Source organism: Xanthomonas sp. LMG 8993 (assembly GCF_009835065.2).
Classification (GTDB): Bacteria; Pseudomonadota; Gammaproteobacteria; order Xanthomonadales; family Xanthomonadaceae; genus Xanthomonas; species Xanthomonas arboricola.
This window is the reverse complement of the sequence record NZ_QVIF02000002.1, coordinates 275,778-287,851: the sequence shown is the minus strand read 5'-3', so window position 1 is coordinate 287,851 and position 12,074 is coordinate 275,778. Positions and strand designations below refer to the sequence as shown.

Genomic DNA, 12,074 nt, shown 5'->3' with positions numbered 1-12,074 from the left:
GCTGCAAGAAAGCCAACCCCATGGCGAGAAACCAGTCACCCAGATGCCTAAAAACGCCCGGCATCCAACTGCCGCAGGACGACATCGGGGTTGCTATAAGCCGCCCCGACATCCAGCAACCACCGCTTGCCGGACGACTGCGCAACCAGCGTCGGCACGCCGCGCACATCGAATTCCTGCAACAGCTCCAGCGCGGTGTCGATGCGCGCCTGTGTCAGCGCAAGCAGCTGCGCATCCGGCGCGGCGATCTGCTTCGCGGCCTGCTCCAGCCCAAGCGATTGCAGCAGGCCCACCAGCGTGTCCAGCGCGGTCACATCGTCGCCTTCGACATAACGCGCCCGCTGGATGGCCCCCAGCACCTGCACTTCGCGCGACGGATCGACACGCGCTACCGCCGTCAGTGCCAACGTCGCCGGACCGCTATCGAAGCGCTGCTGACGATCGCCGAGCACGCGTTGCCGATACTGGGCGCTGAAACCCTGGCCGGTTAGCTGCGCAATGCGTTGGTCGTTGGACCAGGCGTAGCCGGCGAAGGTGTCGTCCATCGCCCTGGCGCCCGCGCCCAGAAACAGCCCGGCTGGCAGCAGTTGCAGCGTGACATCGGCCCGTGCCTGCAACGCCGACACCACCGCGCTGGCGCCATAGCACCAGCCGCACAGCGGGTCGTAAATGTAGTGAACGGTAGTGGACATGTCAGCGGCATCCGGTGGCGAGGAAGGCATCCTAGGCCCGCGCCGTTGATTCTTAAATCCATCCGCCATAAACATACCGTATGCCAAAGACACACAATCGAAGCGAGACCGGGCCAGGCGGCCTGGGCAATCTGCGCCGCCTGGCCTACTTCGTCGCAGTGGTGGACACCGGCTCCTTCACGGCGGCCGCCGAGCGCCTGGGCATCACCAAGGCGGTGGTGAGCCAGCAGGTCGCCCGCCTGGAGCGCGAATGCCGCACCTCGCTCTTGGTGCGCACGACCCGCAGGGTGCGCACCACCGAACTCGGGCAGGCGTTCTACCAGCGCTGCGCGGCCATCCTGCGCGATACCGACGACGCCTTCGACGCACTCACCGACACCGCCGCCGAACCGTCCGGCCTGCTCCGGCTCACCGCCCCGCTGGACTACGGCGTGCGCGTGGTGGTGCCGGCGATCGCGGCCTTCACCCGGCGCCATCCGGCCTGCAAGGTCGACGCAATCCTCAGCGACCAGACCCTGGACCTGATGACGGCCAACATCGAGCTTGCGATCCGCGTCGGCTGGCTGGCCGAAAGCAGCCTGCAGGCACGCAAGATCGGCGCGTTTCGCCAGTTGCTGGTCGCCCCTTCCACGATGGCCGCGCAGCTGGCCCGAATCGCATCGCCGCAGGACGTCGCCACCCTACCCTTCGTGGCGAACACTGCATTGCGCGATCACCAGCGCTGGCAATTCGCGCACGCCACGCATGCGCCGCAGAGTGTGGACGTGCAGCCGGGCATCTTTCTCGACGCCACCCTCGCCGTGCGCGAGGCGGTGTGCCAGGGTGCAGGCATCTCGGTGCTGCCCGATTATGTGGTCGCCGACGATCTGGCCGCCGGTCGCTTGCTGCATGTGCTGCCGCAGTGGCAGTTGCCGTCCGGCGGCATCCACACCGTGTTCCCGGCAACGCGCTTTCGACCGGCAAAGGTGCGCGCGTTCGTGGAGCTGTTGCTTGAGCACAATGCACAGCAGCACGAGCCCTGAATCGAACGCTGCAAGCCGATCGAATCCACCGCCAAGTCGCGACAGGCAACGGCGGCCGGCGAAGGCGCTGGCACAGCCAGCCATTGGCCAGCGGCAATGGCCACGTCGGCCATTGCCACAAACGGCTAGCTGCGAATGGCTAGCCACAAAAAAGGCCGCCCGAAGGCGGCCTCTCCGACGCTACGCGCTTGCGCGCGCGGCGTGCTTACTTCACCAGCGCAGCAATCGCCGCACCCAGATCGCCCGGCGAACGGACGGTCTTGACGCCAGCAGCTTCCATCGCCGCGAACTTGCCTTCGGCGGTGCCCTTGCCGCCCGATGCGATCGCACCGGCGTGGCCCATGCGCTTGCCGGCCGGCGCCGACGCACCGGCGATGAAGCCGACCACCGGCTTCTTCACGAACTGCTTGATGTACTCGGCACCGGCCTCCTCGGCGTCGCCACCGATCTCGCCGACCATGATGATGCCTTCGGTCTGTGGATCTTCGTTGAACAGCTTGAGGCAGTCGACGAAGTTCAGGCCGTTGATCGGGTCGCCACCGATACCGATGCAGGTGCTCTGGCCCAGGCCCACTTCGGTGGTCTGCTTGACCGCTTCATAGGTCAGGGTGCCCGAACGCGACACGATGCCGATCTTGCCCGGCTTGTGGATGTGGCCCGGCATGATGCCGATCTTGCACTCGCCCGGGGTGATCACGCCGGGGCAGTTCGGCCCGATCAGCACGGTGTCCGGATGCGAGCGGGTCAGCACGTTCTTGACGCGCAGCATGTCCAGCACCGGGATGCCTTCGGTGATGCAGACGATGACCTTGATGCCGGCAGCGGCCGCTTCCAGGATCGCATCGGCCGCGTACGGCGGCGGCACGTAGATCACCGACGCATCGGCGCCGGTGCTCTGTACGGCATCGGCCACGGTGTTGAACACCGGCAGGTCGATATGCGTGGTGCCGCCCTTGCCCGGCGTCACGCCGCCGACGACCTGGGTACCGTACTCGATCATCTGAGTGGCGTGGAAGGTGCCCTGCTGGCCGGTGAAGCCCTGCACGATCACCTTGGTGTTCTTGTTAATCAAAACGGACATGGATAGTTCCTTCGGTGTCGTGGATCAGGCGGCGTTCTTGACAGCTTCGACGACCTTCTTGGCACCGTCGTTGATGTTGTCGGCCGGGATGATGGCCATGCCGCTGTCGCGCAGCAGCTGCTTGCCTTCTTCCACATTGGTGCCTTCCAGGCGCACCACGACCGGGACCTTGACGCCCACTTCCTTGACCGCAGCGATGATGCCCTCGGCAATCATGTCGCAACGGACGATGCCGCCGAAGATGTTGACGAAGATGCCTTCGACCTTGTCCGAGGACAGGATCAGCTTGAACGCCTCGATGACGCGCTGCTTGTTGGCGCCGCCGCCCACGTCCAGGAAGTTCGCCGGCTCGCCGCCGTTGAGCTTGATCACGTCCATGGTGGCCATGGCCAGGCCCGCGCCGTTGACCATGCAACCGATGTTGCCGTCCATGGTGACGTAGTTGATGTCCAGCTCCGAGGCGGTCACTTCGGTCTCGTCTTCCTGCGTCTTGTCGCGCATGGCGACCAGCTGCTTCTGACGGAACGCGGCGTTGTCGTCGCTGTCGAACTTGCCGTCCAGTGCGTACAGGTTGCCGTCGTCCAGGATCGCCAGCGGGTTGATTTCAACCAGCGCCAGATCCTTTTCGTTGAACAGGCGGTACAGGTTCACCATGATGCTGGCGAACTGGCCGGCCTGCTTGGCGGTCAGGCCGAGCTTGAAGCCGAAATCGCGGCCGTGGTAGCCCTGCACGCCTTCGACGAAATCGACGTTGAGCGAGTGGATCAGCTCCGGCGTCTCGGCGGCGACCTGCTCGATCTCCACGCCACCCTCGCTGGAGGCGATGTAGGTGATGGTCTTGGTGCCGCGGTCGACCAGGATCGACAGGTACAGCTCCTTGACGATCTCGCCGGCGGTGGTCACCAGCACCAGGTTGATCGGCAGCTCGACGCCGGCGGTCTGGTAGGTGGACATCTTGGTGCCGAGCATCTTGGCCGCTGCGGCCTTCACGTCGTCGGTGGTCTTGCAGAACTTGACGCCGCCAGCCTTACCGCGACCGCCCGCGTGAATCTGCGCCTTCACCATCCAGGGGCCCTTGCCCAGGGAATTGGCGACTTCAACCGCTTCGTCCGGGGTCGCCGCGACCTTGCCGGCCGGAACGGGGATGCCGTACTCGGCAAGCAGCTGTTTTGACTGGTATTCGTGGAAATTCATGCGTCACCGTGGGAAAAGGAAACGACCGCTGCGTGCAACGCAGACCGCCTGGGCGGCACGTCAAGAGACGCGAACGGGCCGCCTATTGTGGCCGACCACGCCGTGCGGCGCAAAAGTCGGCGCGCGCGGCCCGTCGTTTGCACCGCTTGCGTGCAGCCCGGCAGTGTGCGCAAGCGCAGCGCGGGCCGCGCACCTGCCTATACTCGCGGCTTGCTCCAGCGGGGAATCGGCTTGCCATCCAGCCCATCGCTTATCGACCGGATCCAGTCCGCGCCGCAGCGCGAGCTGTACTTCTTTTCGCTGTACCGGGTGCTGGTGGCCGGGCTGATCGCCGCCCTGGTGTTCAGCCCCCTGTCCGACGCGATCCCGGAGCCGCGTTACCCGCGCCTGGCGGCCGGCGTGGCGATCGGCTATCTGTCGGTGGCGATCCCGCTGCTGTTCTGGGGCCGCAGCGAGCGCCGGCTGACCACCACCGTGTTCTGTTCGGTGCTGGCCGACATCGCCGCCGCGACCCTGGCCACGCATGCGCTGCCCGGCGCCAGCGCCGGCATCGCGATGATGCTGCTGTTCAATGTCGCCGCTGCCTCGATCCTGCTGCGCCTGCGCTACGGCATGAGCATCGCGGTGCTCGCCAGCGGCGCCATCGTGCTGGAATACCTGTGGACCCTGCTCGAAGGTGGCGGCGCCGCCCGCCCGGTCGCGGAACTGGCGATGTTCGCCACCAGCTACGTCGCGGTGGCCTTCATCTGCGAACAGATCGGCTCGCGTGCGCGCCGCAATCAGGTACTGGCCGAAGAACGCGGCGCGCAGGTCGCCAACCTCTACGAGATCAACGAACTGATCATCCGCCGCATGCGCACCGGCGTGCTGGTGGTCGATACGCACAACCGCATCACCCTGGCCAACGAGGCGGCGCTGGCGCTGCTCGGCGACGGCGACCAGCGCAACGCCCCGGTCGACCTGTCGCTGGCCGCGCTCACGCCCGAACTGTTGCGCCGCCTGCAGCGCTGGCGCAGCGGCTGGCGCGAGGAAGAGGCTCCGCTGCAACTGGGCGCCGACCGCCCGGAAGTGCAGCCGCGTTTCGTGCGGCTGCTCGCCGACAGCGACCTGGTGCTGGTGTTTCTGGACGATGCCAGCGTGGTGTCGCGGCGCGCCGAATCGCTCACGCTGTCGGCGATGGGGCGCTTTTCGGCCAGCCTGGCACACGAGATCCGCAACCCGCTGGCGGCGATCAGCTACGCCTCGCAGCTGCTGGAAGAATCCCCGGACATCGGCGATGCCGACCGCCGCCTGCTGCAGATCATCCACCAGCAATGCCAGCGCACCAACGGCATCGTCGAGAGCGTGCTCGCGCTGGCCCGCCGCGAGCGCGCAAGCCCGGACAACCTGGATCTGGCCGCCTTCGTGCGCCGCTTCGTGGTCGAGTACCGGCAGACCCTGTCGATGGAGACCGACATCCTGGAGGCCAGCATCCAGGGCAATGCCGTGCATGCCTTGATCGACCCCAAGCACCTGCACCAGATCCTGACCGCGCTGGTGCACAACGCGCTCAAGTACGGCCGGGTCATGGACGAACCGGCGCGGGTGAAACTGCGCGTGGAGCGCATGGAGCGCATGGCGGTGATCGACGTGGTCGACCGCGGCCCCGGCATCCCGGAGACGGTGGCCGCGCAATTGTTCCGCCCGTTCTACACCACCTCCGAGCACGGCACCGGGCTGGGCCTGTATATCGCCCAGGAACTGTGCCGCGCCAACCAGGCGCAACTGGACTACGTGTCGGTGCCGGGCGGCGGCGCCTGTTTCCGGATCCTGTTGCAGGGGCCCAATAGCCTGCGCGGGAAATAAGCTGGATCGTCGCTTCATGCCAGCAGCAAGCCAATGGCGCTGTGGCCTGCGCTAGCGCTGCGATCGTGTCCGTGCAGCCAGCCGCTGCGCATCGTGCTGCGCCCGCGCACCATCCTGTGATCGCGTGAATCGTTACGCCCGGACCCGGCCGGCAATTGTCGACGGTCATCGCCGTGGGCTATCGTGCGCCACATGAACGAACCGAAAAGTGCCCTGGTTGTCGATGACGAGCGTGACATTCGCGAACTGCTTGTTCTCACCCTGGGCCGGATGGGCCTGCGCATCAGCACCGCCGCCAACCTGGCCGAAGCGCGCGAGCTGCTGGCCAACAATCCCTACGACCTGTGCCTGACCGACATGCGGTTGCCTGACGGCAACGGCATTGAACTGGTTACCGAAATCGCCAAGCACTATCCGCAGACCCCGGTGGCGATGATCACCGCGTTCGGCAGCATGGACCTGGCGGTGGAAGCTTTGAAGGCCGGTGCCTTCGACTTCGTCAGCAAGCCGGTGGACATCAGCGTGCTGCGTGGCCTGGTCAAGCACGCGCTGGAATTGAACAACCGCGACCGCCCCGCCCCGCCACCGCCGCCACCGGAACAGGCCAGCCGCCTGCTGGGCGATTCCAGTGCGATGGAAAGCCTGCGCGCCACCATCGGCAAGGTCGCGCGCAGCCAGGCGCCGGTCTACATCGTCGGCGAATCGGGCGTAGGCAAGGAGCTGGTCGCGCGCACCATCCACGAACAGGGCGCACGCGCGGCCGGCCCGTTCGTGCCGGTCAACTGCGGCGCCATCCCCGCCGAACTGATGGAAAGCGAGTTCTTCGGCCACAAGAAGGGCAGCTTCACCGGCGCACATGCCGACAAGCCAGGCCTGTTCCAGGCCGCGCACGGCGGCACGCTGTTTCTGGACGAGGTGGCCGAATTGCCGCTGCAGATGCAGGTCAAGCTGCTGCGCGCGATCCAGGAAAAATCGGTGCGCCCGGTGGGCGCGTCCAGCGAGTCGCTGGTGGACGTGCGCATTCTCTCGGCCACCCACAAAAACCTGGGCGACCTGGTCTCCGACGGCCGTTTTCGCCACGACCTGTACTACCGCATCAACGTCATCGAACTGCGCGTGCCGCCGCTGCGCGAACGCGGGGGCGACCTTCCGCAACTGGCCGCGGCCATCATCGCGCGCCTGGCACATAGCCACGGCCGGCCGATTCCGCTGCTGACCCAGTCCGCGCTCGACGCGCTGGACCAGTATGGCTTCCCGGGCAATGTGCGCGAGCTGGAAAACATCCTCGAACGCGCCCTGGCCCTGGCCGAAGACGACCAGATCAGCGCCACCGACCTGCGCCTGCCCGCCCACGGCGGCCATCGCCTGGCCGCCACACCGGGCAGCGCCGCCGTCGAACCCCGCGAAGCGGTGGTGGACATCGACCCCGCCTCGGCCGCCCTGCCTTCCTACATCGAGCAACTGGAGCGCGCCGCGATCCAGAAGGCGCTGGAAGAAAACCGCTGGAACAAGACCAAGACCGCCGCGCAGCTGGGCATCACGTTTCGGGCGTTGCGTTATAAATTGAAGAAGTTGGGGATGGAGTAAAAGGCCGGGAGTCAGGAATCGGGATTGGGGAATCGGGAATCGTAAAAGCACAGGCGCCGCTTCGATGGTTCTTGCGGGAAACAGCGCGATGGATTGGCTCATGCATCACCTCGCGGTGGCCCGCTGCAATCCTTGACGATGTTGTCCAAACAAAAAAGCCTGGGAAGTACAGGCCCCAGGCTTTTCCGATTCCCCAATCCCGATTCCCGATTCCCAGCACTCAGTCCTTCGTCACTCGGTTGATCTCGGCCAGGCTGGTTACCCCGTGCGCGGCCTTGACCAACGCCGATTGGCGCAGGTCGCGGATGCCGATACTCTGTGCCGCCTCGGCGATCTGCATCGCGTTACCGCCTTCCAGCACGATCGCGCCGATCTCGTCGGTCATCGGCATCACCTGGTAGATACCGGTACGGCCCTTGTAGCCTTCGGTGCATTCGTCGCAGCCGACCGCCTCATACAACTCGATACCGGCAGCGATCTGCGCCGGCGTGAAGCCTTCGGCCAGCAACGCGTGCTCGGGCAAGGTCGATTTGCGCTTGCAGTTGTTGCACAGGCGCCGCGCCAGACGCTGCGCGATCACCAGGGTCACCGACGAGGTGATGTTGTACGGCGCGATGCCCATGTTCATCAGGCGCGCGATGGTCTGCGGCGCATCGTTGGTGTGCAGCGTGGACAGCACCATGTGACCGGTCTGCGCGGCCTTGATCGCAATCTCGGCCGTCTCCAGGTCGCGGATTTCGCCGACCATGATGATGTCCGGATCCTGGCGCAAGAACGAACGCAGCGCCGCGGCAAAGGTCATGCCGCGCTTGTTGTTCTGCTGCACCTGATTGACGCCAGGCAAGCGAATTTCAACGGGGTCCTCGGCGGTGGAGATGTTGCGCGTCTCGTCGTTGAGGATGCCGAGTGCCGTATACAGCGACACCGTCTTGCCCGAACCGGTCGGCCCGGTCACCAGCACCATCCCGTAGGGTTTGTGGATCGCCTCCAGGAACAGCTTCTGCTGGTCCGCCTCGTAGCCCAGCTTCTCGATGCCCAGCTTGGCCGCGCTGCCGTCCAGGATACGCAGCACCACCTTCTCGCCGAACAACGTCGGCAAGGTGCTCACGCGGAAGTCGATCTGCTTAGTCTTGGACAGGTTGAGCTTGATGCGCCCGTCCTGAGGCACCCGCTTCTCGGCGATATCCAGCTGCGACATCACCTTCAGACGCGCCGCGATGCGCTGGTTCAGCTTTACCGGTGCCTTGGCAACATTCTTCAGCAGCCCATCGATGCGCAAGCGCACCCGATAGTCGTCTTCGTACGGCTCGAAGTGGATGTCGGAGGCTCCCCGCCGGATCGCATCCACCAGCACCTTGTTGACGAACTTCACCACCGGCGTGTCGTCGCCCTTGGCATCGACCCCGGAATCCCCGCCGGCGCCCATGTCCTCGTCCCCGGCCGACACGTCCAGGTCGCCCATCCCCTCATCATCGTCCCCGAGCGACGAGCCAAGCGCCGCATTGCTGGCTTGCCATTGCTCCAAGGTGCGACGGATCTGGTCCTCGTCGACCAGGATCGGCTCGACCACCAGGTTGGTATGGAACTTGATGTCGTCCAGCGCCCGGGTCTGGGTCGGGTTGCTCACCCCCACGAATAACCGGTTGCCGCGCTTGAACAGCGGCAGCACCTGGTACTTCTGGAGCAACTCTTCACTAACTAGCTTAATGGCGTTTTGGCTGGCGTCGAAGACGGAAACGTCCATTAGAGGCATGCCGAACTCGACTGCATTAGCCGCCGCAAGTTGTGCCGCGGACACCAGCTTCCTGTCCGCGAACCATTGCGGGAGGGGCACCTTCGCTTGCGCAGCCTGATCCATTGCAGCACGGGCCGCCATTTCATCAAGAGCACCATCTTGCACAAGACGACGCGCCAGCCCAGTGATACCGACCAAGTTGGTGCTGATTGCGATGCTCATAGAATTTCAAGATCCTGTGGCGACGTACATACCGTACAGTCCAACCCATGCTTGCACAAAAAAATTTGTATCTACAACCTCCACCTTATTTGCAATGCCCTTGTCCGTCACGGAAAGCCCGCCTAGCATCACAAGTGGTCCCTGTATTCGTCCAGTCAAGTTGAACTCCTACAGACAATGAGGGAGTATCTATGATCGTGAGTTGCGCAGAGCCATCTACAGATGTGGCACCAGTAGTTGCTCGAATCACTCCATCTTGTATGGTGAAAGGCGCAGGCAAGTTTCGCGTATGTGTTGAAGGCGCTATAGGTACACCGTTAAATCCAGAACTACACCCAACTAGTGACTGTTGTTCGGTTGCACAAAGACCTATTGCAGTCCGATAAGCACCTAGTTCCGACATCGCAGCCGCCGCTCTAGTCCTAGATACATAGTCGCTATACAGCGGAATTGCTAGTGAAGCCAGTATTGCTATCACCGCAACGACGATCATCAATTCTATCAGGGTGAAACCTGCGACTGATCCTTTGCGGTCCATACGCTCCCCCTCAGACTTTCCACAAGAGATTTACAGCGCAAAAATAAAGAGCCCTGCAAAGCAGGGCTCTAAGTTACATCAGCATGCACCGAATTACGGGCAACCACCTTGACCAGGCTTGAAGCCACGCGTCGGATTGCAAGAGGTGCCGCTATTCTCCCAAGAGATGACACCTGCGTTAGAAGTCGGAGTCAGCACATAAGTCAGGTTGGCACCGCCGCTCGAAGCGGTGGCGCCAGTCGTGGCCGTGATGACACCGTCCGCAACGCTAGTGATGTTAGTCACGTTCTTAGTACGAGGAAACGCAGCAGCAGTAATCGCCGGAATACCGTTGGTACCAGCGCTACAACCCGTTGCAGTCTGCGTTTCAGCGATGCAAGACGAAACTGCAGTCTTGTACCCAGCGAGCTCTGCAGCAGCACCAGAGGCACGGGTACGCGAGACATAGTCTTGGTACTGCGGAATAGCGATTGCCGCCAGAATCGCAATGATTGCCACAACGATCATCAACTCGATGAGCGTAAAACCTTTCTGCATTTTGTTCATCTGAAATCCCCTAGAGGTAATTAAATCTCGAGACAGGCGTCCCGAACCGGACAGCAGTTGCTTCGTGTACAAATTTAAGCAAGCAGGATGCGTGCCAAGTCAGACCACCCCCTCGAAACGCCCTGATCGAATGATGCACCATCTTCAGCGAGCTTGGCACAGCGCGAGTTTCGTTCTGAGACACCATCTACATCGGGCCCCGCCTGGTCAGAAGGTGACAAATAAGGTCACATTCGCCCGCTCGCTACAAAAATCGCCCTGCTCCGCAACTCAATCGAACGCCGTGCTTGATACGAAAGAAAGAGGTACCATCAGACATCTTTCGCCTGGGGACGGCGGATTGGGGATAGAACATGGCAGCAACAAGCGGCACTCTCAAAAGCAAACCGGGCGGCAAGGCAAGCCAGCTACAAGTCTATGTGTGGGAAGGCTCCGATCGTCGTGGCGTCAAGATGAAGGGCGAACAGAGCGCGCGTAACGTCAACCTGCTGCGAGCCGAGTTGCGCCGCCAGGGGATCACCCCAAGTATAGTCAAACCTAAACCGAAACCCTTGTTTGGCGAGACTGGCAAAAAAATCACGCCGAAAGACATTGCCTTCTTTAGTAGACAGATGGCGACAATGATGAAGTCAGGCGTACCTATAGTCGGCGCGCTGGAAATCATAGGAAGCGGACACAAGAATCCGCGCATGCGCAATTTGGTGGGTCAAGTTAGAACCGACATCGAAGGCGGCTCATCGCTCTATGAGGCCATGAGCAAACACCCGGTTCAATTTGACGAGCTATATAGAAACCTAGTCAAAGCCGGCGAAGGCGCGGGCGTACTTGAAACGGTCCTCGATACCGTTGCGACTTACAAAGAAAATATTGAAGCACTCAAAGGAAAAATAAAAAAAGCGCTTTTTTACCCTGCCATGGTTATTGCAGTAGCTATCATAGTGAGCGCGATTCTATTAGTATTTGTAGTACCCCAATTTGAGGACGTCTTTAAAGGGTTTGGCGCTGAACTACCTGCATTTACTCAGCTAATAGTATCCGCATCGCGCTTTATGGTCGCTTATTGGTGGCTAATACTTTTCACGAGCATAGGATGCGTCGTAGCATTTTTGTACGCTTACAAGCGCTCACTTCGCCTACAACACCTGATAGATAGGCTCACTCTCAAAGTGCCCGTCATAGGGCAAATAATGCACAACAGCTCAATTGCGCGCTTCTCAAGAACGACGGCGGTGACCTTTAAGGCCGGCGTTCCGCTAGTGGAGGCTCTCGGCATTGTAGCCGGAGCTACTGGCAATGCCGTTTATGAGGACGCCGTTCTGCGTATGCGGGACGATGTTTCAGTGGGTTATCCGGTCAATATGGCCATGAAACAGGTAAATTTATTTCCACACATGGTCATCCAAATGACAGCGATCGGCGAAGAAGCGGGTGCGCTAGACGCCATGCTCTTCAAAGTGGCCGAGTATTACGAGCAAGAAGTCAATAATGCCGTGGATGCCTTGAGCAGTTTACTTGAGCCTCTGATTATGGTCTTTATTGGAACAATCGTTGGCGGAATGGTTATCGGCATGTATCTACCAATCTTCAAACTCGCCTCTGTGGTTTAAATCAA

At 62.1% G+C, this 12,074-nt stretch carries 10 protein-coding genes; 4 read left to right on the top strand and 6 right to left on the bottom strand.

What is annotated here, in order from left to right:
• Window positions 1-47: 47 nt before the first annotated feature.
• The gene (locus DYQ94_RS04420; protein ID WP_126966292.1) at window positions 48-692 is read right to left on the bottom strand and encodes a DsbA family protein; all 645 of its coding nucleotides are present in this window, start codon (window positions 690-692) and stop codon (window positions 48-50) included.
• A gap of 80 nt (window positions 693-772) precedes the next feature.
• Between DYQ94_RS04420 and DYQ94_RS04415 the strand changes: the two genes are divergently transcribed.
• Window positions 773-1,714 carry a LysR family transcriptional regulator gene (locus DYQ94_RS04415; RefSeq protein ID WP_126966293.1) on the top strand — a complete coding sequence of 314 codons (942 nt, stop codon included), beginning with the start codon at window positions 773-775 and terminating at the stop codon, window positions 1,712-1,714.
• 205 nt (window positions 1,715-1,919) lie between these two features.
• Here DYQ94_RS04415 and sucD read toward each other — a convergent pair whose 3' ends face one another.
• Window positions 1,920-2,795: a succinate--CoA ligase subunit alpha gene (gene sucD, locus DYQ94_RS04410; protein ID WP_011038208.1), complete on the bottom strand. Its 876-nt coding sequence runs from the start codon at window positions 2,793-2,795 to the stop codon at window positions 1,920-1,922.
• Between the two features lie 24 nt (window positions 2,796-2,819).
• On the bottom strand, window positions 2,820-3,989 hold the full coding sequence (gene sucC, locus DYQ94_RS04405) for an ADP-forming succinate--CoA ligase subunit beta (protein WP_016901264.1): 1,170 nt from the start codon (window positions 3,987-3,989) through the stop codon (window positions 2,820-2,822).
• Between the two features lie 231 nt (window positions 3,990-4,220).
• On the opposite strand from sucC, the gene DYQ94_RS04400 reads away from it, so the two are divergent.
• Together DYQ94_RS04400 and DYQ94_RS04395 are read left to right on the top strand one after the other, a co-directional pair.
• Complete coding sequence (locus DYQ94_RS04400; RefSeq protein ID WP_104553676.1) at window positions 4,221-5,834, top strand: sensor histidine kinase; 1,614 nt, start codon at window positions 4,221-4,223, stop codon at window positions 5,832-5,834.
• Window positions 5,835-6,026: 192 nt separating this feature from the next.
• On the top strand, window positions 6,027-7,421 hold the full coding sequence (locus DYQ94_RS04395) for a sigma-54-dependent transcriptional regulator (RefSeq protein WP_016901261.1): 1,395 nt from the start codon (window positions 6,027-6,029) through the stop codon (window positions 7,419-7,421).
• Between the two features lie 220 nt (window positions 7,422-7,641).
• Here DYQ94_RS04395 and pilB read toward each other — a convergent pair whose 3' ends face one another.
• The 3 genes from pilB to DYQ94_RS04380 form a co-directional block, all read right to left on the bottom strand.
• Window positions 7,642-9,378, bottom strand: a complete 1,737-nt coding sequence (gene pilB / locus DYQ94_RS04390; RefSeq protein WP_126966294.1) for a type IV-A pilus assembly ATPase PilB — start codon at window positions 9,376-9,378, stop codon at window positions 7,642-7,644.
• A gap of 85 nt (window positions 9,379-9,463) precedes the next feature.
• Window positions 9,464-9,871, bottom strand: a complete 408-nt coding sequence (locus DYQ94_RS04385) for a pilin (protein WP_305803661.1) — start codon at window positions 9,869-9,871, stop codon at window positions 9,464-9,466.
• A gap of 138 nt (window positions 9,872-10,009) precedes the next feature.
• A complete protein-coding gene (locus DYQ94_RS04380) occupies window positions 10,010-10,462 on the bottom strand; it encodes a pilin (protein ID WP_104600101.1) in 453 nt (150 codons plus the stop codon).
• Window positions 10,463-10,815: 353 nt separating this feature from the next.
• Between DYQ94_RS04380 and DYQ94_RS04375 the strand changes: the two genes are divergently transcribed.
• Complete coding sequence (locus tag DYQ94_RS04375; RefSeq protein ID WP_104608920.1) at window positions 10,816-12,069, top strand: type II secretion system F family protein; 1,254 nt, start codon at window positions 10,816-10,818, stop codon at window positions 12,067-12,069.
• Window positions 12,070-12,074 lie beyond the last annotated feature (5 nt).

Coding starts and splice junctions, on each gene's coding strand:
- DYQ94_RS04420 (WP_126966292.1), bottom strand. CDS start 692: ATGTCCACTACCGTTCACTACATTTACGACCCGCTGTGCGGCTGGTGC.
- DYQ94_RS04415 (WP_126966293.1), top strand. CDS start 773: ATGCCAAAGACACACAATCGAAGCGAGACCGGGCCAGGCGGCCTGGGC.
- sucD (WP_011038208.1), bottom strand. CDS start 2,795: ATGTCCGTTTTGATTAACAAGAACACCAAGGTGATCGTGCAGGGCTTC.
- sucC (WP_016901264.1), bottom strand. CDS start 3,989: ATGAATTTCCACGAATACCAGTCAAAACAGCTGCTTGCCGAGTACGGC.
- DYQ94_RS04395 (WP_016901261.1), top strand. CDS start 6,027: ATGAACGAACCGAAAAGTGCCCTGGTTGTCGATGACGAGCGTGACATT.
- pilB (WP_126966294.1), bottom strand. CDS start 9,378: ATGAGCATCGCAATCAGCACCAACTTGGTCGGTATCACTGGGCTGGCG.
- DYQ94_RS04385 (WP_305803661.1), bottom strand. CDS start 9,871: ATGATCGTCGTTGCGGTGATAGCAATACTGGCTTCACTAGCAATTCCG.
- DYQ94_RS04380 (WP_104600101.1), bottom strand. CDS start 10,462: ATGAACAAAATGCAGAAAGGTTTTACGCTCATCGAGTTGATGATCGTT.
- DYQ94_RS04375 (WP_104608920.1), top strand. CDS start 10,816: ATGGCAGCAACAAGCGGCACTCTCAAAAGCAAACCGGGCGGCAAGGCA.